Genomic DNA, 22805 nt, shown 5'->3' on the forward strand with positions numbered 1-22805 from the left:
TCGCTTTTCGCTTCAGCGCGCTGTAATCAGCGCAGCCTTAAATTCTAGCACAGTTTTTAAGTAACTGGCAAAACTTTTTAATCTTTTTCTAACTCGCTTCAGTCAATCAAAGTCTTGCAACCCCAACCAACTCACCGCTTGTCAGTCACTGCGTTTTCAGCAGAGCCTCGAATTATATACCGCTTTTTGCAGCACAGTCAACTCGAAGAAGACTTTTTTCTCTCAGCACCTTCAGCAACCAGATCAGCCCAAAGAGCCAACCCAACGCCGAACTTGCCAACCACCAACAGCAACCGAAGCTACCGCTAGAAGGACTGTTTCATCAGTCGAGCCCGCAAGTATACACAAGATTTCGGGGCCAAAGCAAGAAGTGCAAAAAACTTCCAAACAATCGCGCTCCCCTATTGGGGAGTGCCCCTGGGAGGTACTGGCTCGAGGCCCTGCCCAGGTGGGCCACCGGCCAAATCCCCAGCGCCCAACACAGGCCAATCCAGGACGACAACCCACCGAGGAGCTCCACTGGAGCCCGTTGTTTCCCAAGGGCGTGGCAAGGGGTGTGAAGCACCCTCTATATAGAGGCCTCCCTGCGTCGCCCACCCCTCCTGGCCGCCAGGCGGGATAATCGAGCCCAATGGCACTCCTTACTCTTCTTGACGCCCACCTGGCGTTTGGGCACGTCGCATTGCTCGACGGCGCCACCTTCTCACTTGAAACCGCGGAGCGCGTCGGCCTGATTGGTCGCAACGGCGCGGGCAAGTCCTCCCTCCTCAAGATCCTCGGGGGGCTCGAAAAGCCCGACGATGGCACGCTGCAAGTGCAGCAGGGCTTGCGCATTGCCTTTGTGGCGCAAGAGCCCAACCTGGACCCCAACCACACCGTCTTTGAATCGGCCAGTGAAGGCCTGGCCGCCGTGGCGGCACTGCGTGACCAGTACCTGTCAGGCGCTGAAGGCGTGGACCTGGACGCCCTGCAGTCGCAGATTGAAGCCTATGACGCCTGGAACTGGGAGCAACGCGTCGACGAAACCCTGCACCGGCTGCACCTCGATGCGCAAGCCGTGGTAGGCAGCCTGTCAGGGGGCACCAAGAAGCGCGTCGCCCTGGCGCAGGCGCTGGTGGCCCAGCCCGATGTGCTGCTGCTGGACGAACCCACCAACCACCTGGACCTGGATTCGATCGAGTGGCTCGAAGGCTTGCTCAAGGACTTCAAGGGCAGCGTGATCACCATCACCCACGACCGCGCCTTTTTGGACCAGGTGGCGACCCGCATCGTGGAACTGGACCGCGGTCACCTGCGCTCCTACCCTGGCAACTTTGCCCAGTACCTGCTGCAGAAGGAAGAGCAACTGGCGCAGGAGGCCGTGATTGCCGCCAAGGCCGACAAGCTGCTGGCCCAGGAAGAGATCTGGATCCGAAAAGGCGTGGAAGCGCGTCGCACCCGCAGCCAAAGCCGCATCGGTCGCCTCGAGAAGCTGCGTGAAATGCGCTCAGCCCGCCGCGAGGTGTTGGGCAGTGTGAAGATGGATGTGGCCTCAGGCGCCCCCACAGGCAAGATCGTGGCCGAGTTGACCGAGGTGTCCAAATCCTTCGGCGACCGCACCATCGTGCGCAACTTCACCGGAACCATCCTGCGCGGCGACAAGGTCGGCCTGATTGGCCCCAACGGCGCAGGCAAGTCGACCCTGCTGAAGATGATCCTGGGCGAGCTCGCCCCGGACTCGGGCAAGGTGCGCCAGGGGGCTAACCTGCAAGTGGCGTATTACGACCAGATGCGACAGGCCATCAACCTCGATGCGACGCTGGAGGACTTCATCAGCCCCGGCAGCGAATGGATCGAGATCGGCCAGCAGCGCAAGCATGTGAAGAGCTACCTCAGCGACTTCCTGTTCTCGCCGGCTCGCGCCAATTCGCCAGTGCGATCGCTGTCGGGGGGCGAGCGCAACCGCCTGTTCCTGGCCCGCCTGTTTGCCCGCCCGACCAATGTGCTGGTGCTCGACGAGCCCACCAACGACCTCGACATCGACACCCTCGAGTTGCTCGAGGACCTGCTGCAGAACTATGACGGCACCGTGTTCCTGGTCAGCCACGACCGGACCTTCCTCGACAACGTGGTCACCAGCACCTTGGCGTTTGAAGGTGACGGGCTCTGGCGCGAATACGAAGGCGGTGTGCAAGATTGGCTGATCCAGTCACAGCGCTCGCGTCAAATCAACGCCGCCGCCAACAAGGCCCAGGCCAGCAAGGCCGAGGCCAAAACCGAGGCGGCGCCCGCCGCAGCCCCTGCTCCGGCAGCCCCCAAAGCCCCTGCGCCCGCCCGCAAAAAGCTCAGCTACAAGGAGCAACGCGAACTGGACGGACTGCCACAGTTGATCGCCGACCTGGAGAAAGAACAGGCGGAGATCCAATCGGCCCTGGCCGACGGTCGCCTGTATGCCGAAGACCCGGCGCGCGCAGCCCAACTGGGGGTGCGCAATGCGGAGATCGAAGACGCCCTGATGAACGCCCTGGAACGCTGGGAAACCCTGTCCGCCTGACCGCCTCGGTGGCGCCTGCGGACCCAGGCCACCCGAAGCCCTGACGGGGCAGCGGGACCGGGGATCGCCACCCGCCCCGCCCAGCAGGGGGGCGTCAGGCGCCAAGCCAAACGCGCGCCATAAAAAAAGGGGGCCTCGCCCCCTTTTGCACGGCCAGGTGCGGCAGCACCCCCGGTTCAGATGCGGTGGTGCAGCCGGTCGCTTGCGCTGCCCAACTTGGCCAGCAAGGCGCCAGCGATCTTGTCCAAGGGCAGCACCTCGTCCACCGCGCCATGGGCGATGGCTTCGCGCGGCATGCCGAACACGATGCAACTGGCCTCGTCCTGGGCGTAATTGTAGCTGCCGGCGTCTTTCATTTCACGCATGGCGCGGGCACCGTCGTTGCCCATGCCGGTGAGCATGATGGCGTAGGCATTGCGCCCCACCAGTGCCGCCCCGGATTTGAACAGCACCTCGACCGAGGGCTTGTGCCGGTTCACCGGCTCACCGTCCTCGACCACGGCCACGTAGTTCGCCCCACTGCGGTCGACCCGGAACTGCTTGCCACCGGGGGCGATGTAAGCGTGGCCCGGCAAGATGCGCTCACCATGCACGGCTTCTTTGACGGTGATCTGGCACAGGCCATTGAGGCGGGCGGCAAAGCTGGTCGTGAACCCTGGCGGCATGTGCTGGGTGATGACAATGCCCGGCGAGTCGGCCGGCATGCGCACCAAGATCTCCTTGATGGCTTCGGTACCGCCTGTCGAGGCGCCAATGAAAATCAGCTTCTCGGTCGACAAGCGCCCCAGCAATGTGGGGGCGGCCCGCGGTGCGGCCGGCGCCGCCGCAGCGGTCGTCGAGGCAGATGCCCCGCTGGGCATGGCGTGGGTCAGCAGTTCCTGATGGCCCCGGCGCACATGGGCCACCGAGGCGACCCGGATCTTGTCGACGATCTGGTTGGCCAGTTCATTGATGCCATTGGCCAGGCCCACACGCGGTTTGGCCACAAAGTCGATCGCCCCCAACTCCAGCGCGCGCAAGGTGACTTCGGCCCCCTTCTCGGTCAGGGTGGAGATCATCACCACGGGCATCGGACGCAGGCGCATCAAGCGTCCCAGGAAATCGATGCCATCCATGCGGGGCATTTCGACGTCGAGGGTGATGACATCCGGGTTCAGCTCGCGAATCATCTCGCGGGCAATCAACGGATCGTTGGCCGTGCCCACGCATTCCATGTCGCGCTGGCGGTTGATGATCTCAGACAGCAGGCTGCGCACCAGCGCCGAGTCGTCAACCACCACCACACGGATCTTCTTGCTCATCCCCATTTTTATATCCATCACCATCAAAACAGATCCACAGAGCCACCCGCCGTGGTCTGCACCACCGTGGCCACATTGCCCTTTTTCTCTTGCGCCAGCGTTTCCGGATGGGCGTGGGCCAGGCGCTTGACCATGGCTTTGCCGGTGACCGGGAAGAAGCACACCTTGCGCGGGTAGATGTCGAGCACGTCCTCGGACACCACCGGAATGCGTTCGGTCTGCAAATAATCGCGCACAAACTTGGTGTTGCGCTCGCCCACATTCATGGTCGTGAAGTTGGCCATCACGGCACCACCACCAAAAATCTTGGCCTGCATGGTCTCACGGCGGGCACCTTGCTTCATCAACTCGTTGATCAGCAGTTCCATCGCGTACGAACCATAGCGGCCCGACGAATCGCCGGCCTCGCCGTCTGGCAGCATGAAATGGTTCATGCCCCCGACCAGCGAACGGCTGTCCCAGATGCAGGCAGCGATGCACGAACCCAGCACCGTCATGATCACCAGGTTCTCGTCAGCGACGAAGTACTCGCCCGGCAGCACCTTGACGGCGTTGTACTGGAAGTGGTGGTCAAAGTAGAAAAAGCTCGCCTCGCTGGGCTTGCGCGAGCGGCTCTTGAGGTCTTCCAGCGTGGAGGTGCGAGCCCCTGTGGCGCCAGCCGTGTTGTAGGCATTGGGCGACACCGGGTGGATGCGAGGCACTTGCCGACGGTCGGTGCCTCCCGGAGGCAGTGAAGACCGCGACGCCGGGTAAGGTGGGTTGGACGGGAAGGTCATGGTCGGCTAGTCAATGGTGGTTGTGGGCTCAACGGCGTTCGTAGACCGTCTTGCCCCGCAGGGTGAACAGGTCGCGTGACTCGCTGAAGTTCTCGGCATGACCGACAAACAACATGCCCCCGGGCTTCAACACCCGGTGGATGCGTTCCAGTACCTTGCGCTGGGTCGGCGCATCAAAGTAAATCATCACGTTGCGACAGAACACCACATCGAAGGGCTCTTTGAAGGGCCAATCGTCACGGATCAGGTTCACGCTCAGGAAGTCGATCGCCTTGCGCAGCTCGGGCTTGACGCGGATCAAACCGGCGTTCGAGTCCTTGCCGCGCATGAAGAAGCGTTGCAGGCGCTCCTGGCTCAGGCCCTTGAGGTTCTCCAGGCGGTACACCCCTTGCGAGGCGGACGCCAACACCTTCGAGTCGATGTCGCTGGCGGTGAGCTTGAAGGACGCGTTGTTGCCCAGGCTCTCGAAGGCCGTCATGACGATCGAGTACGGCTCCTCGCCCGTCGACGCCGCATTGCACCAGACCCGCCAAGGGGTCGAGGCCGGCCGGGACTTGAGCAGGGTCGCGAAGATCTCGAAGTGGTGCTGCTCGCGGAAGAACGCGGTCAGGTTGGTGGTGAGGGCGTTGACGAACTCTTGCCACTCGGGGCCGTCGTGGTTCTCAAGCCAGGTCAGGTAATCGCGGAAGCTGGTGTACCCCGTCTCGCGCAGGCGGCGCGAGAGGCGGCTGTACACCATGGCGTGCTTGCCATCGTGCAAGTTGATGCCCGCACGCTGGTAGATCAGCGCTTGCACCCGGGAGAAGTCGGCATCGGTCCAGACGAACTCACGCCCCTGTACCACAGGCCCAGGCGGCAGCGCCGTGGCCACCAGTTTCTCCCGAGCCCCGGCCGCTTCAGGCCGGCGTGCACTGGACATCATTCACTTCCCCTTGCAAGTGCTGACCGCCGTGTCCATCCAGTGGGCTGACACCGACGCGGTCGCGGTTGTTGGTGACAGACTCAGAGGGAGGCCACCAGCCCCATGTCCACGCCAGACATGAGCTTCTCGATGTCCAGCAAGATCAGCATGCGCTCGCCCACCGAGCCCAAGCCCAGAATGCAGCCGTTGTCGATCACGCTCTCGATGTCCGGTGCCGCTTTGATGTTGTCGGGGGACAGTTCCATCACATCGCTGACCGAGTCGACCACGATGCCCACCACGCGGCTGCGCAGGTTCAGGATGATCACCACCGTGAAGTTGTTGTACTCCGCGTTGGCGCAGTTGAACTTCAGGCGCATGTCCACGATCGGCACGATGGTGCCGCGCAGGTTGACCACGCCCTTGATGAACTCGGGCGCGTTGGCGATGCGGGTCGGCGGCTCGTAGCCACGGATTTCCTGCACCTTCAGGATGTCGATGCCGTACTCTTCCTGGTCCAGACGGAACGTCAGGTACTCACGTGCACCGGTGATGGCACCCTCAGAACTCTTACCGATCACACTCATGATGTTCTCCTTCAAAGACTCGTCGTTTCAGTGGCGGGCGCGGCGCACCAGACCACCGGTGTCCAGGATCAGCGCCACCTTGCCATCGCCCAGAATGGTCGCACCGGACACATTGGGCACCTTGCGGTAATTGGTTTCGAGGTTCTTGACCACCACCTGGTGCTGGCCCAGCAACTCGTCGACCAGCAGGGCGACGCGGCTGCCTTCGGCCTCGACCACCACCATGATGCTGCTGCTCTTCTCGAAGTCGAAGCGCGGCACCTGGAACACCTTCTCCAGCTCGATCACCGGCATGTACTCGTCGCGCACCTTGACCAGTTGCGAGCCCTGGGCCACGGTGCTCACGGAGTCGTCGTTGACCTGGAAGGACTCGACCACCGACGACAGCGGCAGGATGTAGACCTCGTCGCCCACGCCCACCGACATGCCGTCCATGATGGCCAGCGTCAGCGGCAGGCGCACCGAGACCTTCATGCCGTAGCCTTCGGCCGAGTCGATTTCGACTGTGCCGTTGAGGGCCAGGATGTTCTTCTTGACCACGTCCATGCCGACACCGCGGCCCGACACGTCGGTGACCACTTCGGCCGTGGAGAAGCCCGGCGCGAAGATCAGTTGCCAGACCTCGCCGTCGCTCATCTGGTCGGACACATCGAGGCCGCGCTCACGGGCCTTGTTCAGGATCTTCTCGCGCGACAGGCCGCGGCCGTCGTCACGCACCTCGATCACGATCGAGCCGCCTTGGTGGGCCGCCGACAGGGTGATCGTGCCATGCGCCGCCTTGCCCTTGGCCAGGCGATCTTCGGGCAGTTCGATGCCGTGGTCGCAGCTGTTGCGCACCAAGTGGGTCAGCGGGTCGGTGATTTTTTCGACCAGGCCCTTGTCGAGTTCGGTGGCTTCACCCTGGGTGATCAGCTCCACCTTCTTGCCGAGCTTGTTGGCCAGGTCACGCAGCATGCGCGGGAAGCGGCTGAACACGATGGACATCGGGATCATGCGGATCGACATCACCGATTCCTGCAGATCGCGGGTGTTGCGGTCCAGGTCCGCCAGGCCGGCCAGCAACTGCTGGTTCAGGGCCGGGTCCAGGCTGCGGCTGTTCTGCGCCAGCATGGCCTGCGTGATCACGAGCTCGCCCACCAGGTTGATCAGCTGATCGACCTTGTTGACGGCCACCCGGATGGTGGCCGCTTCCAGTTGGGCCTGAGTTGCGGCCTTGGGCTCGGCGGCCTTGGGCACCACGGCGGTCTTGGCGGGCTCAGCATCGGCCGCAGGCTTGGCAGCGGGCGGCGCTGCTTCGGGCACCCCAGGGGCCCCCGCGAAGAAGCCAAAACCGGCCGGCGCCGGGCTGGCGCTGGCGGCCACTGCGGGCGGTTCAGCCGCCGGTTCCGGCGCATCAAACAGGCCAAAGCCAGGAATGTCCGCCGACTTGGCCGGCGCGGGCGCGGGTGCGGCCGCGGCCAGGTCACGGATGTGCACCTGCTCCTTGGCCACATGGAACACAAACAGGTCCAGCAGTTCGGCATCCGAGGAGGCGGTTTCCACCACGAAAGTGCGGTGGTCGGCCTGCGCGCTGTCGCGCGACTGGATGGTGCCCAGGCCCGGGATGTCACGGAACAGCTCGGGGATGGCGTCGGCCTGCTCGGGACGGCCCAATGGCCCCACCACGATTTCAAGGCGACGCACCCCATCGGCCAAGGCGGGCGCCGGGGCGGCCACCGGGGTCGGTGCAGGCGCCGGGGCCACAGCCACGGGGGCCGGCGCCGGTGCGGGCGCAGGACGGGGGGCCGCCACGGGCACCTGACCCGAAGCCAGTTCACTGATGCGGCGCACCAGGTCCACCGTGGACGGGGGCGTGCCTTCGCCGCCGGCTTGGTGCACCGCCAGCAGGCCGCGCGAGGCGTCTGCGGACTCGAGCAGCACGTCCACCATCGGCGGAATCGGCGTCAGCTCGCGACGGCGCAGCTTGTCCAGCAGCGACTCCATGTGGTGGGTCAGCTCGGCAACATCCGAGAAACCGAAGGTGGCAGCGCCGCCCTTGATCGAGTGGGCGCAGCGGAAAATGCCGTTCAGTTCTTCGTCGTCGGCGTTGGCCAGGTCCAGTTCGAGCAGCATCTGCTCCATCAGGTCCAGGTTTTCGCCGGCTTCTTCGAAGAAGATTTGATAAAACTGACTCAGATCAAAATCTGAGCCAGAACTGCCACCCTCATGTGCTTCAGCCATGTCTTGCTCCTGAATACGTCAACTGAAGGTAGTTTCGGCTCATCGAATGACCTTCTGAATGACCTCGATCAAGCGATTGGGGTCGAAGGGCTTGACCAGCCAACCTGTTGCGCCGGCGCTGCGACCCGCCTGCTTCATCTGGTCACTGGACTCGGTGGTCAGGATCAGAATCGGGATGGTCTTGAACTTGGGGTGCTCACGCAGCTTGCGCGTCAGACCGATGCCATCCAGGCGAGGCATGTTCTGATCGGCCAGGACCAGATCGATGTGGTGCGTCTGGGCCTTCTCGAAAGCATCCTGACCATCCACCGCCTCGACCACGTTGTAACCAGCGCCGGTCAGGGTGAAGGACACCATCTTCCGCATGGACGGAGAGTCATCAACGGCAAGAATCGATTGCATTTAGGGCTCCAGCAACTATTTATCAACTGAGTGAGGTAAGGGATGTGTCAGAACAGATCAATCGACCCGGCGTCCATTTCGCTTTGGGTCACCGGATTGGGCCGTTCTGGCATCTGGTCGGCATAAGGTGCAGCTTCTTCACCCTCGTCCAGTCCCATGGACTCGGACGCCAGGCGGAAGGCGCACCCTTGCAGTATCTTGGTGGTGTGGGTGATCAACTGGGTGGCCATGTCGTGAAACTGCAGCTCAGTCACTGCACTTTTCAAGGCATCGCGCACCCGGACCACCGCGTCTGGGCCGCCGGCGTCCAGTTCGGCCAAGCTCTGGTTGGCCGTGCCGAAGCGGTCCAGCAGGTTGTCCGCTGCGTGGTTCAAGAGTCCTTCCAGCCGATGCAGGTCGTGCATCACCACCAGAAGAGAATCTTGAATTTCAGCAACGGCCATGACCGGCAGGTGGACAGCCGGTTCCTTGGGGTTGTCTAGCGCTGGTTGCATTTTTTCTCCGTCGCCACGAACACACTTTCAAGCGTTTGCAATTCACCGTTACTGTGGAAGCATTTTGCAATACGCGGGGAGGATGTGCCTCCCCCGAATCACAAAAAAACCGCTGCCACACCCCGATTTGGGCAAAAAAACACCAAAAACTGCAAGCAAGGCCTGCATGAATGCCACTCGCCTTGCGCGCTCTATCATATTGCACTATGTCCAACGAATCAAATTGCCAACCCTTGCGGATCTTGCATTTGGAAGACTCGTGTGTAGATCATGAACTGGCTTGCCTCGCTTTGAAGCGAGCTTCGCTGAATTTTTTGATCGAACGCGTGGAAACCCTGAGCGACTTTGAGGCCGCACTGGGCCGGCGCCCCGACATCGTGCTGGCGGACTACCAATTACCGGGCTTCACCGCACTCGAGGCCTGGCAACGGCTGGTGCAGGCCGGCCTGGCCAGCCAGATCCCGGTGGTGCTGCTGTCCGGCGCCATCGGTGAGGCGGCGGCGGTGCAGGCCATCCAGCAGGGCATTGCCGACTACCTGCTCAAGGACAGCATGGGCAAACTGGCCCACACCATCTCGCGGGCGCTGGAGGTGACCCAGGCCCGGCGCGAGCGCGAACAAGCCGCGCTCGACCTCGCCGCCTCCGAGCGCCGACTGGCCGAACTGGCCGAGCACCTGCAAAGCTCGATCGAACAAGAGCGCGCCGCCATCGCACGCGAGATCCACGACGACATCGGTGGCGCGCTGACCGCGGTCAAATTTGACCTGGCGTGGCTGAGCCGCCACAGCCCCGATGAAGCCAGCCAGGCCCACCTGCGCGCGGCCAGCGACATGCTGCAGCACGCCCTGGGCGCCAGCCAGCGCATCATGCTCAACCTGCGCCCGCCCATCCTCGACCAGGGCCTGGTGCCCGCCTTGCAGTGGCTGGCCGACAGTTTCAGCCGGCGCACCAGCATCCCGGCCCGGCTGCAAGCGCGCATGGACCGCAGCAACGCCTCGCGCGAGGTGCAGCTGGTGGCCTACCGCACCGCCCAGGAAGCCTTGACCAACATCACGAAGTACGCCGATTGCAGCCGGGTCGAGATGGACATTTCAGAGGACAGCGCCGCCCTGACCCTGGAGATCGCTGACAATGGCCGCGGCATTGATCCCGCGGAACTTGCCAAGCCCCGGTCCTTTGGACTCAAGGGCTTGAAGGAGCGGGCCCGCATGGCCGGGGGCTGGCTGGACATCAGCAGCCAACCCGGCCGGGGCACCGCCATCACGCTGACCGTCCCCCTGGGGCCAAGCACCCACTCCGCACCGCCGCCAGAAGAGGAAAACCCATGATTCGCGTCATGCTTTGTGACGACCACGCCATGTTGCGGCGTGGCATCCGCGACACGCTGTCCGAAGCGGTGGACATCCAGGTCACCGCCGAGGCGGGCAGCTACCCCGAACTGCGCGAAGCGCTGCGCACCGCGCCGTGCGATGTGCTGCTGCTGGACCTCAACATGCCCGGTCGCGGCGGCCTGGAAGTGCTGGCCAGCCTGAAGGAATCGCACCCCGACATCAAGGTGCTGATCGTCTCGATGTACCCCGAAGACCAGTACGCCCTGCGCAGCCTCAAGGCCGGCGCCCAGGGCTACCTCAACAAGGCAGGCGACCCCGAAGACCTGGCGCGCGCGGTGCGCACGGTGATGGATGGGCGCAAGTACCTGACACCGGAGGTCGCGCAGCTGCTGGCCGACAGCCTGTCGCGCCCCGCCCAGGAGGCGCCGCACGCCACCTTGTCCGAGCGCGAGCTGCAGACCCTGCTGAAGATCGCCACCGGCAAGCGCCTGTCCGACATCGCCGAGGAGCTGATGCTCAGCCCCAAGACCGTCAGCGTCTACCGCACCCGGGTGCTCGAGAAGCTGGGCCTGAGCAACAACGCCGAACTGACGGTCTACGCGATCCGCAACAACCTGGTCTGAGACCGCACGCGCTCCCGCCCCGCCCCTGCCCGAGCCCCCGTCTCAGCGCACCCCGAACAGGTCAAAGGCCCGCTCCAGCAGGGCCATCACGGGTTTGTCCATCATGGGCATGGTCAGCGCGATGCCCAGCAGGCCGATGGTCAGCGTGACCGGAAAACCCACCGCGAAGATGTTCATCTGCGGCGCCACGCGCGAAATGACGCCCAGCATGAGGTTGACGAAGAGCAACAGCCCGATCACCGGCAGGGCGATCCACAAGGCACTCGCGAACAGGTCCGAGCCGAGTTGGTAGACCTGCACCCGCCCCAGCGATTCGAGCATGTTGCCGTCAACCGGGAACGCATCAAAGCTCTTGACCACCGCCATCAGCAGCATCAAATGGCCATTGGCCGCCACGAACAACAAGGTCGAGATGTTGCCCATGAAGCTCGACACAGCGCTGGTCTGGGCATTGGTCATGGGGTCGAAGAAGGACGCGAAATTCAGCCCCATCTGCAGGCCGATCAACTCGCCAGCGAGTTCAACGCTGGCAAACACGATGCGCACCGCAAAGCCAATCGACAACCCCACCCCGAGTTGCTGCAACACCGCCCCCAGCGCCTGCGGGCCGTTGACGCTGATGATGGGCTGGTTCTGCAACACGCCCTGGGCCGACAGGGCGACCAGGAACGCGAGGCCGATCTTGACGCGCATCGGCACCGCGCGCAGGGTGAACACCGGCGCTACGGAGAACATCGCCAACACGCGGATGAAGGGCCACAGGATCGGCGACAACCAGGCCATGATCTGGGCCTCGGAGATCGAAATCACGGCTCAGGCCACCAGCGAGGGAATCGATTCGATGGTGCGGCGCAGGTAGTCCACCAGTGTGGACAGCATCCACGGCCCGGCGATCATGAACACCACCACCGCCGCCAGCAGCTTGGGCACAAAGGTCAGGGTGGTTTCCTGGATCTGGGTCACGGCTTGAAAAATGCTGACCACGATGCCCACCAGCATCACCACCAACAGCACCGGCAAGGACACCATCAGCAGCAGTTCCAGGGCTTCACGCCCGGCGGTCAACACCATTTGCGGGTTCATGCGGCGCCCCTCAATTCACAAAGCTCGCCGCCAGCGAACCGATCAACAGGTTCCAGCCGTCGGCCAGCACAAACAACATCATCTTGAATGGCAAGGCCACCAAGACCGGCGACAACATCATCATGCCCAGCGACATCAGGATGCTGGACACCACCATGTCGATCACCAGGAAGGGGATGAAGATCATGAAACCGATCTGGAACGCCGTCTTGAGCTCGCTGGTGACAAAGGCCGGCACCACGATGCGCAGCGGCGCAGTCTCGGCCGTCACGCTGGGGTCCAGCTTGGCGAGCCGGGCGAACAACGCAAAGTCCGACTGGCGTGTCTGCTTGAGCATGAACTGCCGCACCGGCGCATCGGCCTTGACCAAGGCCTGCTCGAAGGTGATGGCATTGGTGGTGTAGGGCAGATAGGCCTCCTGGTAGACCCGGTCCAGCGTCGGCCCCATGACAAAGAAGGTCAGGAACAGCGACAAGCCCACCACCACCTGGTTGGGCGGAGCGGACTGCGTCCCCAGCGCCTGACGCAGCAAGGACAGCACGATGACGATGCGGGTGAAGCCCGTCATCATCAACAGCACCGCCGGCAGGAACGACAGCGAGGTGAAGAACAGCAGGGTCTGGATGGGCACCGAGAAACTGGAGTTGCCCCCGCCCGACCCCACCAGCAAAGGCAGGTTGCCCCCAGCCGGTGCCTGGGCCCAGGCCGCCCACGGCAGCGCCGAAGCCAAGGCCAGCAGCGCCCAAAAGCCCCAACGAGCCCCTCGGGCACGGCCCGTCCAACGAAAGAAAGCGCTCAACTCAAACCCCATCCGATGCACCGGGCGCGGCCGGTGCGGCCAAAGCCTGGGCCTCGGCAGCCGCGCCAGGCGCCATGGGAATGGTGTGCAGGCAGGTCACCTGCTGGGCCGTCACGCCCAGCACCAGCCAGCTGCGGGCATGGGCCGGCCCCACCTCGACCGTGACCACCCGCTGCTGCGGGCCCACCGCCACCGACGAAATCAGGTCCGACGAAAACCAGGCCCCGGCCCCGCCCTTGGCCCCCTGGCGCCGCTGCAACCAGCGCAGGCCCATGGGCAGCAGGGCCAGCAAGGCCACCAGCAGGGCCAACGGCCCAATCGACTGCCACATGGCCTACCCCTTGCTGACGCGACGCAGGCGCTCGGACGGTGTGACCACGTCGGTCAGGCGGATACCGAACTTGTCGTTCACCACCACCACCTCGCCCTGGGCGATCAGGTAGCCATTGACCAGCACGTCCATCGGCTCGCCGGCCAGTGCATCCAGCTCGACCACCGAACCCTGGGCCAGCTGCAAGATGTATTTGATCGGCACCTTGGTGCGGCCCAACTCCACCGACAACTGCACTGGGATGTCCAGCACCATGTTGATGTCGTTGAGCGGCGACTCGGCCGACGAAAAACTGCGCGGCACCTCATTGCCCGACAGCGGCCCTCCCGGCTCGTGGGCCGGCGGCGCATCGTCGGCGCGCTTTTGCTCTTCCAGGGCTTCGGCCCAACCCGCCATGGGATCGTCGGCGGGATCCTGGTTATCTTCAGTTGACATTCTTATCTCCAATCCAATTCAGGTCGTTGCCACGCAGGCATTCCTCAATGCGGATCGCGTACTTCGAGTTGTGGGTGCCGTATTGGCAATCAAACACCGGCACCCCACCGATCGAGGCGCGGATGCGGGGCTGGCGGTCCAGTTCGATGAAATCGCCCGGCTTCATGGCCAGCAACTGCTCGACGGTCGCATCGGCGCGCGCCAGCTCGGCCACCAGCGTGACCTCGGCGGCCTGGATCTCGCGCGTCAGCACCTTGACCCAGCGGCGGTCGACTTCGATCGAGTCGCCCTGCGTGGACGAATACAGCACATCGCGGATCGGCTCCAGCGTGGCGTAGGGCATGCACATGTGGATGGCGCCCGACAGTTCGCCGATTTCGAGCTGAAACGCCGTCGACACCACGATTTCACTGGGCGTGGCAATGTTGGCAAACTGCGGCTGCATTTCCGAGCGCTGGTACTCGAGCTCGAGCGGGTAGATGCCCTGCCAGGCCTTCTTGTATTCGGTGCAAATCACGTCCACCAGGCGGTTGATCACGCGCTGCTCGGTGGGCGAGAAATCACGCCCTTCGATGCGGGTCTGGAACTTGCCGACACCGCCATACAGCGTGTCGATGATGCCGAACACCAGCGCCGGCTCGCAAACAATCAAGCCGCTGCCACGCAGCGGCCGGATGGCCACGATGTTGAAGTTGGTCGGCACCGCCAGTTCGCGCAGGAACGCGCTGTAGCGCTGCACCGACACGGTGCCCACCGACACTTCAGGGCTGCGGCGGATGAAGTTGAACAAGCCAATGCGGAAGTTGCGGGCGAAGCGCTCGTTGACGATTTCCATCGTCGGCATGCGCCCGCGCACGATGCGCTCTTGGCTGGAGATGTCGTAGCTGCGGACCGAGCCCGCTTCGGGGATGTCCTCGACGATCTTCTGGCTCTCGCCAGTGACGCCTTCCAGCAGGGCATCGACTTCTTCCTGGGACAGAAAGGATTCGCTCATGCCGGGCTCCTCACTGGACGATGAAGTTGGCGAACAGCACCGCCGTCAACGGGCTCTCCGGCTTGCGGACTTTCTTTTTCTTCTTCTTGGGCGACTCTTCCTCGTCATCGGGGTCGTAGCCCAGGATGCGGGAGGATTCGTTGAGGATCTCGGTGGCCAGCTTCTCTTTGCCTTCGCGCTTGAGCAGGTCTTCGGAGCTGGTCTGGGACACCAGGATCAGGATCTGGTTGCGGATCGCGGGCAGGTAGGCCTTGACCTGGTCCGCCGCCTTGGGGTCGGAGATCTCGAACGTCACGCCCAGCTGCACGAAGCGCTCGCCACCGGCATCGGCCAGGTTGACCACCATGTTCTCCAGCGGCAGGTAGGTCGGCGGGGCCTTGGGCTTGTCATGCGCGACCGGCGCGGCCGCAGGCGCCTTCTCCTCACCGCCCTCCTCGTCCGCATTCTTCTTGGACATGACAAACCAGCCCGCACCACCCCCGACGATCAGCAGCAGCGCCACGGCGCCACCAATGATGATCATCTTCTTGCTCTTGGGTTTTTCCTTGGCATCGGCTGCGGGTGCATCTGACACGTTTATTCCTTCCGGCATGGGCTCGCGCTGCGGGGCAGACGAAAGCGGGGCTCTTGATGAGCATTATTGGGTCAATCGAGCCCAATAATAGCCAGAATAGACCCCCGAAACCGGGGCTAAACCACGCGCCAGGCCGGGCCAGCGCGTGAACCCACCCATCAGACGAACAGGTCCAGCGCCTGGTTGCTGTTCACGCTGCGGCGCAGCACCGTGCCCGCCGGTTCGGCCTCGGCCCGGCCTGCACCACCGACACCCCCCACGCCCGAGCGGCGGGCGTTGCCGTCGCTGCCCTGGGCCTGGCGCCCGGACTGGCCCATCTGCCCTTGCCCCTGGCCAGCGCCGACCGACACGCCCGACAGGATCAGGCCCTCGCTCTGCAACAAGGACTTGAGCTCGGGCAGCGCGCCATTGAGCATCTCGCGCGTGGCGGCCTGGTCGGAACGGAACACCACATAGGCTTCGTTGCCGTTCATGGAAATGCTGACCGCCACCGGCTGGCCCTGGCCACCGTCCAGGGTCAGTTCGGCGCCCTGGCGCTTCTGGTTGATCCAGTAACTGACCTGCTCGGCCACCACATCTTCGGGGTTGCGGTACTGGGCATCGGCCATCTGTTGGCCCGCATCGCTGGCACCGGCCGCGGTCACACCCAGGGGTTGCAGGCGGTCCTGGCTGTCGCCCGTGGCCAACCAGCCGTTGCCTTCCGAGGCCCCGCTGCGTGATTCAGCGGCCGCGGTCGACTTGTTCTTCTCGGGCTCGACCAGGCTGCTCAGCGCCTGAGTCACCTCTTCGGCCACGCCACCCAGCGGGATCGCATCGAGGGCGCGGGCCGCCAAGTCCTTGAACTGGGTCTCGACCTTGGCCGCCTGGGTCTGCAGCGCTGCGCTGGTTTCGACTTCGGCGCCAGCACGGCCCTTGTCCAGGGCCTGCAGTTGCGCCTGCAACTGGGCCAACACGTCGCGCGGCCCCTTGGCGACCGTGCTCACCCCCTCGCCCAAGGCCGACAGCGCACTGGCGGCTGTCGGCTGGGCCGAGGCACCGGTCGCCGGGCCCTGCGGCAGGGCCGCCGCCGGCTTTTGTGCGTTCAAGGCCGCGGCCAGCACCGCCGGATCGGTGTTGCCCTGGGCCGCAGTGCTGCCCTCGGCCGGCGCGGGCTGGGCCGCGGCGGCGGCCTGGCGCGCCGCCTCGGCCATCAGGGCCATCTGCGCCAGCAGGTCGGCGGCGGTCTGGGCCTCGGCGCCCGCCGCTTCGCCGGGCTCGCCAGGTCGGCTGGCCTTGCGGCGCGCACCGGCGTCCTTGGCGGGATCGTCGTCGCCAGCGTCCTGGGCCGCAGCGTCCAGCCCGCTTTGCGCGGCAGGCGTTGGGTCAGGGGGGTTGCTGAAGTTGTCCAGCAAACCGGTGAAGCCCGCCCCGTCAGCGCCAGCGCCCCCGGCGGGCGACGCCTTGGCGGCATTCTTGGGCGCCGACACCGTGACGGCGCTGCTCGGCGAACTGTTCTGGGCTTTGGTGGATTCAACACTCATGGGGACACCTCATCAAGCCGTGGCCTGGGTCATCAGGCGGTAACGGGACGCTGCCATTTCGTCCAACTCTTTTTGTTCGCGGCGCTGCTGGCTCAGCGCGGCGTCTCGCTCGCGGCGCTGCACCACCTGGCGCAGGCTGACCAGGCGCAACTCGGCCATCAGCAATTGGCGTTCGGCCTCCTGCACCGCCTCGTCGTGCAGGCCCATCTGGGTCTTTTGCAACTCGATGGTCTGCTCCAGGCGGGCCATGAACTGCAGGTGGTGCTGCATGACCTCGGGCGAGGTGCCGATCTGGCCACGCAGGATGGAACGCTGTTCGGTCTCGGTGGCGTAGCCGGTCAGCTGGTCCAGCTGCTGCTGGCCCAGTTGGCGGGCCTGGCGCTTCTGGGCCAGACGCTGCATGGCGGCGTCGCGCTGGCGCTGCGCTGCCTCCATTGCCACTTGCAAACCTTTGCCTTGTGCCATGCGGTCACCTCTTCTTCACATCAGGAATTGATCTGCAAACCAAGACTGGTGGCCATCTGCGTCAACGAGTCCTCCAGCGACACCGCCTCGTGCATGCCTTGCTGCAAAAAGCCGCTCATGCCCCGCTGCAATTGAATCGACTCGTCCAGTTCGGGGTCACTGCCGCTGACATAGGCCCCGACCTGGATCAGGTCGCGGCTCTTTTGGTAGCGCGAGTACATCGCCTTGAAGCGGCGCGCCACCTCCACATGCACCGGCGACACCACGTTGTGCATCACGCGGGAGGCCGACTGCTCGATGTCGATCGCCGGGTAATGGCCCGACTCGGCCAGCGCCCGGGTCAGCACGATGTGGCCGTCCAGGATGGCGCGTGCCGCATCGGCAATCGGGTCCTGTTGGTCATCGCCTTCGGACAGCACGGTGTAGAAGGCCGTGATCGACCCGACACCGTTCAAGCCGTTGCCACTGCGCTCGACCAGCTGGGGCAGCTTGGCAAAGCAGGACGGCGGGTAGCCTTTGGTGGCGGGCGGCTCACCAATCGCCAGCGCGATCTCGCGCTGGGCCATGGCGTAGCGCGTTAGCGAATCCATCAGCAGCAGCACATGCTTGCCCTTGTCGCGAAAATGCTCGGCCACCGCCGTGGCGTAGGCTGCGCCTTGCATGCGCAGCAGCGGCGGGGCGTCGGCCGGCGCGGCCACCACCACCGAGCGGGCGCGACCGTCGGCGCCCAGGATGTCCTCGATGAACTCCTTGACCTCGCGGCCACGCTCCCCGATCAGGCCCACCACGATCACGTCAGCACGGGTGTAGCGGGCCATCATGCCCAGCAGCACGCTCTTGCCCACCCCCGAACCCGCAAACAAGCCCAGGCGCTGGCCACGGCCCACGGTCAGCAGGGCATTGATGGCGCGCACCCCGGTGTCCAGCGGTTCGCGCACCGGGTCGCGGTCCATCGCGTTGACCTGGCGCCGCCCCGGGGGTTCGGCCACCACATCGAGCACCGGGCCCTGGTGGTCCAGCGGCTGGCCCGACGCGTCGACCACCCGGCCCAACAGGCCATCGCCGACCGGCAGGCGCAACACGCCCAAGGCCATGGCCGAGGCCGGCAGCGGCTCGTCGCCCAGGCGCGGCGTGGGCACATAGGGCAGCGCGGGCGTGACCACGGCGCCACTGGAGAGGCCATGGATGTCGCCCGCGGGCATCAAAAATGCGCGCTCCCCCGAAAATCCCACCACCTCGGCCAAGATGGGCTCGGCGTCTTTCTGGGTGATCCAGCACTGCGATCCCACGGGCACACGGATGCCGGTGGCCTCGAGCACCAGACCGGTCAGGCGGGTCAGGGTGCCCCGGGTTTCCAGCAGCGTCGGGCGCGAGGCCCGGTGCTGCAGGTCGGCCATGAACGTGGCCCAGTGGCTGCTGTCGGGGCGGTCAGGCGGCTGGGTCATGGGCCTCTTCCTCCGTCGCCGACCAGGGGGTGTCCACGCCCAGGTTGGCGACGGCACGCGCCCAGCGGCGCTGCAAGGTGCCGTCGACCTGGGCGCCAGCGGCCTCGATCAGACAGCCCCCGACCGGCACGTTGGCGTCGCTGACCCACTTGAGCGCCTGGCCACCCAGTTCTTCCGAGGGCACCGACTTGAAGGTCTCGTGGTCCTCGGGGTTCAGTCGAACCACCGCGGTGCGGGCATCGGCCGCGAGCAGACCCAGGGCCTCCCGGATGACCGGGCGCAGCGACTCGGGGTCGGTGGCCAATTCACGGCGCAACACCTGACGCGCCACCTCGCAGGCCATGGCCAGCACGCCCTGCGCCACCGTCTGTTCGACGTCGGCAAAACGCTGCTCCAGCGAAGCCATCAAGGCGTTCAGCCGTTCGCTGGCCAGGCTGCCCTGGCTGGTGATGTACTCGTCCAGGCGACGCTGGCCTTCGAGTGCGGCCTCCATGCGACCTTGCTCCAGGCCCGCTTGGTAACCCTCGTCACGCGCCTGCTGCAGCATGGCTTCGTCGATGACGGGCTCGGGCGGCTTCTCGGCCGCGGCCAGCACCGCGGCACGCAGGCGGGCTTTCTCGTCGACCTCGGTGAACTGCCAGTGGGCGACGTCGTCGATCTCCTCGCGCGGGATGAAGCGCGCGTACTGCCGGGCACGGTTAGATGAGGGCGTCGTCACCACCGCCTCCGATCACGATCTGGCCTTCGTCGGCCAGGCGACGCACGGTCTTGAGGATTTCCTTCTGCTGGGCCTCGACCTCGGACAGGCGCATCGGCCCACGCGACTCCAGGTCTTCGCGCAGGGTTTCGGCGGCCCGTGAGGACATGTTGCCGAGGAAGCGCTCCTTGAGTTCGGGGGCGGCCCCCTTGAGGGCCACGATGAGGGTTTCGGACGCCACTTCCTTGAGCACCAGCTGGATCGACTTGTCGTCGAGCTTCATGACGTCGTCGAACACGAACATCTTGTCCATGATCTTCTGCGCCAGGTCCGGGTCGTAGCCGCGGATCGACTCGAGCACCGTGCCCTCGATGTTGCTGCCCAGCAAGTTGATGATTTCGGCCGCGGTCTTGATGCCGCCCAACGAGGTCTTGCGGATCTTGTCGCCTCCGGCCAACACCTTGAACAGCACCTCGTTGAGGTCTTTCAGCGCCGTCGGCTGGATGCCTTCGAGGGTGGCAATGCGCAGCATCACCTCGCCGCGCTGGCGTTCGGTGAGCTGGGCCAGCACCCCGGCCGCCTGGTCGTAGTCCAGGTGAACCAGGATGGCAGCCACGATCTGGGGGTGTTCGTTGCGCAGCAACTCGGCCACCGACAGCGGGTCCATCCACTTCAGGCTTTCGATGCCGGACACGTCGCCGCCCTGCAAAATGCGGTCGATCAGCAGCGACGCCTTGTCGTCGCCCAGCGCCCGGCGCAGCACGGCCTTGACGTAGTCGCTGGTGTCGGACACCAGCAGGCTCTGCTGGGCTGCCGCGTTGGTGAACTTGGTGACCACCTCGTCCACCCGGTCACGCGACACGGAACGGGTGCGTGCGATGGTTTCGCCGAGCTTCTGAACCTCTTTGGGCGACAGGTGTTTGAAGACCTCGGCGGCCTCCTCTTCACCCAGCGACATCAAAAAGATCGCCGCGTCGTTCAAGCCTTGTTCGTCCATATCATCTCTCCGCAGCGTGGGCGGTCAAGCCGGCGCTTCGCCGTTGACCCAGGTCTTGATGATATTAGCGACTGCGATCGGATTCTGCTTGGCCAAAACGCGGGCGTCTTCCAGGCGCAGCTGCTCTGCGGACGGTGGCTCGACGGCCTTCTCGGCGTTCGGGGCCGGCAGCAGGTCGGGGCGATCGGGCTGATCGGACTCGAGCGCGTTGAGCTGACCGCCCGCGGTCGGCAGCAGTTCCGTCGGCGGCGGCGGCGGCGGGGCGTTCATGGCCTTGACGGCCGGGCGCACCATGCCAAACAGCACCACCAGGGCAAACAGGACCATGCCCACCGGCCAGGCAAAGCTCTTGGCCAGCTCGAGGATTTCCGGTTGCTTCCACAGCGGGATGGCCGTGTCCTGCGCGGCCCCTGCCATGAACGGCGTGTTCATCAGGTTGACGGAGTCGCCCCGGTCCTTGTTGTAGCCGATGGTGTCGCGCACCAGGGCCGTCATCTGCTCGATCTGCTCGGGGGTCATGGGCTTGTTGACGGTCTTGCCTTTTTCTTCGACGCCGGGCTGGTAGTTCACCACCACGGCGGCGCTGAGGCGCTTGACCGCACCGGAGCCGCCCTTGACCACCTTGATGGTCTTGTCGACCTCGTAGTTGGTCACGGACTCTTTCTTGACCGGGCTGGTGCCGGCCGAGGCGGCGGTACCGGTGGTCAGCGGCTGGGCCTGGCCATTGATGGGCGCATTGGCGGCGGCGGCGGGCTGGTTGCTGGTGGCGCCGGGCACGCCGGTGGGCGGCGTGGCTTGGGGCGCACCACCGCTCTCGACCACCTGCTGGCTGCGCACGGCGGCCGAGTCGGCGGTCTGGTTGGGGCGGTGCGATTCCGAGGTCGATTCGGTCTGCGAAAAATCAATTTCCGCCGTCACCTGGGCCTTGACGTTCTGACGCCCGACCACGGGTTCCAGGATGTCGATGATGCGCTTGCTCAGCTGCTGCTCGATTTGCTGCACGTACTGCAGCTGCTGGGCGTCGCCGCCCGCACCGGCGGCCTCGGGGGTTGCCGACAGCAGCTTGCCGTTGTCGTCAATCACGCTGACGGCGGCCGGGTTCATCTCGGGCACGCTGGACGCCACCAGGTGCACGATGCCGGCCAACTGGGCGCGGTCCAGCAGGCGACCGGGGTACAGGGTCAGCAGCACCGAGGCCGAGGGCTTTTGTTGCTCGCGGAAAAAGCCATTCTGGTTCGGCAGCGCCAGGTGCACCCGGGCGCTCTGCACGGCCGCCACGGCCTGGATCGAGCGGGTCAGCTCGCCTTCCAGGCCCCGTTGAAAGTTCAGCCGTTCCTGGAACTGGGTGACGCCGAAGTGGTTGCCCTCCATCAGCTCAAAGCCCGCCACCGACCCCTTGGGCAAGCCTTGCGAGGCCAGGCGCAAACGCAGGTCATGCACCCGGTCCGAGGGCACCAGGATGGCGCCACCGCCCTCCGAATACTTGTAGGGCACGTTCATGGTGGCCAGCTGGGCCACCACAGCGCCGCCGTCCTTGTCACTGAGGTTGGCGTAGAGCACGCGCCAATCGGCCTGGCGGGTCATGAAAAAACCGGCCAGCGCCACAGCGACCAAGGCCAACAGGCCCAGCGCCAGTTTGGTTTTCTGCGCACGGTCCAGCTCGGCCAGTTTCTGTGACCACGAAGGGGCCACTGGGGTAGACGGGAGTTCAGCGACGGCAGACATCTTGATTCCAGATTGAAAGGGTGAGACCACGCCTCAGGTTGGAGCCGATTATTGGGCGCCCACCCCCTCGCCAGCGGCGGGATAAACCAGCTGTTTGGACCTCATTTCAAAGGGCTGCGACGCAGGCAAACCCCTACCATCGGCGTCAACAAGTTCCCTGGAGACGCAACATGGATCTGCGATTCCCCACCATCACCCCCCTGAACACCCCGCTCACCAGCCGCAGCACCGCCATCGGCAAACCCGCTGGCGGCGCCAGCACGGGGGGTGCGGACGCCACGGGCAGTGCCGGCTTCTCCAGTGAACTCAGCAACGCGCTCAAGTCGGTCAGCGCCGCCCAGATGAAGTCCAGCAGCCTGCAGCGTGAAGTGCAGCTCGAGAACCCGGCGGTCAGCCTGGAAGACACCATGCTCGCGATCCAGAAGGCCCAGATCGGCTTCCAGGCCACGCTGCATGTGCGCAACCGCATGGTGCAGGCCTACACCGACATCATGAACATGCAGGTCTGAGCGACACCGGCCAGCGCCCCGCGCACCGCCTGATTCGCCGCCGCCCCACCCTCACCACTCCCC

General features: G+C 64.9%; 24 protein-coding genes. 4 read left to right on the forward strand and 20 right to left on the reverse strand.

Annotated elements, in window-relative coordinates:
- Positions 1–631 precede the first annotated feature (631 nt).
- Positions 632–2533, forward strand: coding sequence for an ATP-binding cassette domain-containing protein (locus PSQ40_RS15960; RefSeq protein ID WP_273952813.1), 1902 nt, complete (start codon positions 632–634; stop codon positions 2531–2533).
- A 176-nt stretch (positions 2534–2709) separates the two neighbouring features.
- On the opposite strand, the gene PSQ40_RS15965 is transcribed toward PSQ40_RS15960, so the two are convergent.
- From PSQ40_RS15965 to PSQ40_RS15995, 7 genes are all read right to left on the reverse strand, one after another.
- A complete protein-coding gene (locus PSQ40_RS15965; RefSeq protein WP_273952815.1) occupies positions 2710–3834 on the reverse strand; it encodes a protein-glutamate methylesterase/protein-glutamine glutaminase in 1125 nt (374 codons plus the stop codon).
- 23 nt (positions 3835–3857) lie between these two features.
- Positions 3858–4610: a chemoreceptor glutamine deamidase CheD gene (cheD, locus tag PSQ40_RS15970; protein ID WP_273952816.1), complete on the reverse strand. Its 753-nt coding sequence runs from the start codon at positions 4608–4610 to the stop codon at positions 3858–3860.
- Between the two features lie 28 nt (positions 4611–4638).
- Positions 4639–5529, reverse strand: coding sequence for a CheR family methyltransferase (locus PSQ40_RS15975; protein WP_273952817.1), 891 nt, complete (start codon positions 5527–5529; stop codon positions 4639–4641).
- Between the two features lie 83 nt (positions 5530–5612).
- Complete coding sequence (locus PSQ40_RS15980) at positions 5613–6098, reverse strand: chemotaxis protein CheW (RefSeq protein ID WP_273952819.1); 486 nt, start codon at positions 6096–6098, stop codon at positions 5613–5615.
- Positions 6099–6125: 27 nt separating this feature from the next.
- Entirely contained in the window at positions 6126–8318 is a 2193-nt protein-coding gene (locus tag PSQ40_RS15985; RefSeq protein ID WP_273952821.1) for a chemotaxis protein CheW, read from the reverse strand.
- A 39-nt stretch (positions 8319–8357) separates the two neighbouring features.
- Entirely contained in the window at positions 8358–8720 is a 363-nt protein-coding gene (locus PSQ40_RS15990; protein ID WP_027476349.1) for a response regulator, read from the reverse strand.
- Between the two features lie 47 nt (positions 8721–8767).
- Positions 8768–9214: a hypothetical protein gene (locus tag PSQ40_RS15995; RefSeq protein ID WP_273952822.1), complete on the reverse strand. Its 447-nt coding sequence runs from the start codon at positions 9212–9214 to the stop codon at positions 8768–8770.
- Positions 9215–9420: 206 nt separating this feature from the next.
- Here PSQ40_RS15995 and PSQ40_RS16000 point away from each other — a divergent pair, with 206 nt between their 5' ends.
- Positions 9421–10542 carry a hybrid sensor histidine kinase/response regulator gene (locus PSQ40_RS16000; RefSeq protein ID WP_273952824.1) on the forward strand — a complete coding sequence of 374 codons (1122 nt, stop codon included), beginning with the start codon at positions 9421–9423 and terminating at the stop codon, positions 10540–10542.
- Positions 10539–11168, forward strand: a complete 630-nt coding sequence (locus PSQ40_RS16005) for a response regulator (protein WP_273952825.1) — start codon at positions 10539–10541, stop codon at positions 11166–11168. The genes PSQ40_RS16000 and PSQ40_RS16005 overlap by 4 nt, the downstream gene beginning before the upstream one ends.
- Before the next feature lie 42 nt (positions 11169–11210).
- On the opposite strand, the gene fliR is transcribed toward PSQ40_RS16005, so the two are convergent.
- The 13 genes from fliR to fliF all read right to left on the reverse strand — a co-directional run bounded on the left by fliR (position 11211) and on the right by fliF (position 22233).
- The gene (gene fliR, locus PSQ40_RS16010) at positions 11211–11978 is read right to left on the reverse strand and encodes a flagellar biosynthetic protein FliR (protein WP_273952826.1); all 768 of its coding nucleotides are present in this window, start codon (positions 11976–11978) and stop codon (positions 11211–11213) included.
- A 3-nt stretch (positions 11979–11981) separates the two neighbouring features.
- On the reverse strand, positions 11982–12251 hold the full coding sequence (gene fliQ, locus PSQ40_RS16015; protein WP_273952827.1) for a flagellar biosynthesis protein FliQ: 270 nt from the start codon (positions 12249–12251) through the stop codon (positions 11982–11984).
- A 10-nt stretch (positions 12252–12261) separates the two neighbouring features.
- On the reverse strand, positions 12262–12990 hold the full coding sequence (gene fliP / locus PSQ40_RS16020; protein ID WP_409338610.1) for a flagellar type III secretion system pore protein FliP: 729 nt from the start codon (positions 12988–12990) through the stop codon (positions 12262–12264).
- Positions 12991–13051: 61 nt separating this feature from the next.
- A complete protein-coding gene (locus tag PSQ40_RS16025) occupies positions 13052–13381 on the reverse strand; it encodes a FliO/MopB family protein (RefSeq protein ID WP_273952828.1) in 330 nt (109 codons plus the stop codon).
- Positions 13382–13384: 3 nt separating this feature from the next.
- The gene (gene fliN, locus PSQ40_RS16030) at positions 13385–13816 is read right to left on the reverse strand and encodes a flagellar motor switch protein FliN (RefSeq protein WP_273952829.1); all 432 of its coding nucleotides are present in this window, start codon (positions 13814–13816) and stop codon (positions 13385–13387) included.
- Positions 13806–14810, reverse strand: coding sequence for a flagellar motor switch protein FliM (fliM, locus tag PSQ40_RS16035; protein ID WP_273952831.1), 1005 nt, complete (start codon positions 14808–14810; stop codon positions 13806–13808). Before fliM ends, fliN begins: the two co-directional genes overlap by 11 nt.
- Positions 14811–14820: 10 nt before the next feature.
- On the reverse strand, positions 14821–15384 hold the full coding sequence (locus PSQ40_RS16040; protein WP_273952832.1) for a flagellar basal body-associated FliL family protein: 564 nt from the start codon (positions 15382–15384) through the stop codon (positions 14821–14823).
- Positions 15385–15542: 158 nt separating this feature from the next.
- Entirely contained in the window at positions 15543–16904 is a 1362-nt protein-coding gene (locus tag PSQ40_RS16045) for a flagellar hook-length control protein FliK (RefSeq protein WP_273952833.1), read from the reverse strand.
- 12 nt (positions 16905–16916) lie between these two features.
- Positions 16917–17369, reverse strand: coding sequence for a flagellar export protein FliJ (gene fliJ / locus PSQ40_RS16050; RefSeq protein ID WP_273952834.1), 453 nt, complete (start codon positions 17367–17369; stop codon positions 16917–16919).
- 20 nt (positions 17370–17389) lie between these two features.
- Entirely contained in the window at positions 17390–18766 is a 1377-nt protein-coding gene (gene fliI, locus PSQ40_RS16055) for a flagellar protein export ATPase FliI (protein ID WP_273953060.1), read from the reverse strand.
- Positions 18767–18797: 31 nt separating this feature from the next.
- On the reverse strand, positions 18798–19532 hold the full coding sequence (locus tag PSQ40_RS16060; protein WP_273952835.1) for a FliH/SctL family protein: 735 nt from the start codon (positions 19530–19532) through the stop codon (positions 18798–18800).
- The gene (fliG, locus tag PSQ40_RS16065) at positions 19513–20508 is read right to left on the reverse strand and encodes a flagellar motor switch protein FliG (RefSeq protein WP_273952837.1); all 996 of its coding nucleotides are present in this window, start codon (positions 20506–20508) and stop codon (positions 19513–19515) included. The genes PSQ40_RS16060 and fliG overlap by 20 nt, the downstream gene beginning before the upstream one ends.
- Before the next feature lie 24 nt (positions 20509–20532).
- Entirely contained in the window at positions 20533–22233 is a 1701-nt protein-coding gene (fliF, locus tag PSQ40_RS16070; RefSeq protein ID WP_273952838.1) for a flagellar basal-body MS-ring/collar protein FliF, read from the reverse strand.
- Between the two features lie 170 nt (positions 22234–22403).
- Between fliF and fliE the strand changes: the two genes are divergently transcribed.
- A complete protein-coding gene (gene fliE, locus PSQ40_RS16075; RefSeq protein ID WP_273952840.1) occupies positions 22404–22742 on the forward strand; it encodes a flagellar hook-basal body complex protein FliE in 339 nt (112 codons plus the stop codon).
- Positions 22743–22805: the final 63 nt, after the last annotated feature.

The organism is Curvibacter cyanobacteriorum (assembly GCF_028649475.1).
Classification (GTDB): Bacteria; Pseudomonadota; Gammaproteobacteria; order Burkholderiales; family Burkholderiaceae_C; genus Curvibacter; species Curvibacter cyanobacteriorum.

What these genes read in the sequence shown, in the direction of transcription:
- fliN (WP_273952829.1), bottom strand. Translation starts at nt 13,816, where the DNA reads ATGTCAACTGAAGATAACCAGGATCCCGCCGACGATCCCATGGCGGGT.
- PSQ40_RS16045 (WP_273952833.1), bottom strand. Translation starts at nt 16,904, where the DNA reads ATGAGTGTTGAATCCACCAAAGCCCAGAACAGTTCGCCGAGCAGCGCC.
- fliE (WP_273952840.1), top strand. Translation starts at nt 22,404, where the DNA reads ATGGATCTGCGATTCCCCACCATCACCCCCCTGAACACCCCGCTCACC.
- cheD (WP_273952816.1), bottom strand. Translation starts at nt 4,610, where the DNA reads ATGACCTTCCCGTCCAACCCACCTTACCCGGCGTCGCGGTCTTCACTG.
- fliG (WP_273952837.1), bottom strand. Translation starts at nt 20,508, where the DNA reads ATGGACGAACAAGGCTTGAACGACGCGGCGATCTTTTTGATGTCGCTG.
- PSQ40_RS16005 (WP_273952825.1), top strand. Translation starts at nt 10,539, where the DNA reads ATGATTCGCGTCATGCTTTGTGACGACCACGCCATGTTGCGGCGTGGC.
- PSQ40_RS15995 (WP_273952822.1), bottom strand. Translation starts at nt 9,214, where the DNA reads ATGCAACCAGCGCTAGACAACCCCAAGGAACCGGCTGTCCACCTGCCG.
- PSQ40_RS15990 (WP_027476349.1), bottom strand. Translation starts at nt 8,720, where the DNA reads ATGCAATCGATTCTTGCCGTTGATGACTCTCCGTCCATGCGGAAGATG.
- PSQ40_RS16000 (WP_273952824.1), top strand. Translation starts at nt 9,421, where the DNA reads ATGTCCAACGAATCAAATTGCCAACCCTTGCGGATCTTGCATTTGGAA.
- PSQ40_RS15980 (WP_273952819.1), bottom strand. Translation starts at nt 6,098, where the DNA reads ATGAGTGTGATCGGTAAGAGTTCTGAGGGTGCCATCACCGGTGCACGT.
- PSQ40_RS15985 (WP_273952821.1), bottom strand. Translation starts at nt 8,318, where the DNA reads ATGGCTGAAGCACATGAGGGTGGCAGTTCTGGCTCAGATTTTGATCTG.
- fliQ (WP_273952827.1), bottom strand. Translation starts at nt 12,251, where the DNA reads ATGAACCCGCAAATGGTGTTGACCGCCGGGCGTGAAGCCCTGGAACTG.
- PSQ40_RS16025 (WP_273952828.1), bottom strand. Translation starts at nt 13,381, where the DNA reads ATGTGGCAGTCGATTGGGCCGTTGGCCCTGCTGGTGGCCTTGCTGGCC.
- fliJ (WP_273952834.1), bottom strand. Translation starts at nt 17,369, where the DNA reads ATGGCACAAGGCAAAGGTTTGCAAGTGGCAATGGAGGCAGCGCAGCGC.
- PSQ40_RS15960 (WP_273952813.1), top strand. Translation starts at nt 632, where the DNA reads ATGGCACTCCTTACTCTTCTTGACGCCCACCTGGCGTTTGGGCACGTC.
- fliI (WP_273953060.1), bottom strand. Translation starts at nt 18,766, where the DNA reads ATGGCCGACCTGCAGCACCGGGCCTCGCGCCCGACGCTGCTGGAAACC.
- fliF (WP_273952838.1), bottom strand. Translation starts at nt 22,233, where the DNA reads ATGTCTGCCGTCGCTGAACTCCCGTCTACCCCAGTGGCCCCTTCGTGG.
- PSQ40_RS15965 (WP_273952815.1), bottom strand. Translation starts at nt 3,834, where the DNA reads ATGAGCAAGAAGATCCGTGTGGTGGTGGTTGACGACTCGGCGCTGGTG.
- PSQ40_RS15975 (WP_273952817.1), bottom strand. Translation starts at nt 5,529, where the DNA reads ATGTCCAGTGCACGCCGGCCTGAAGCGGCCGGGGCTCGGGAGAAACTG.
- fliM (WP_273952831.1), bottom strand. Translation starts at nt 14,810, where the DNA reads ATGAGCGAATCCTTTCTGTCCCAGGAAGAAGTCGATGCCCTGCTGGAA.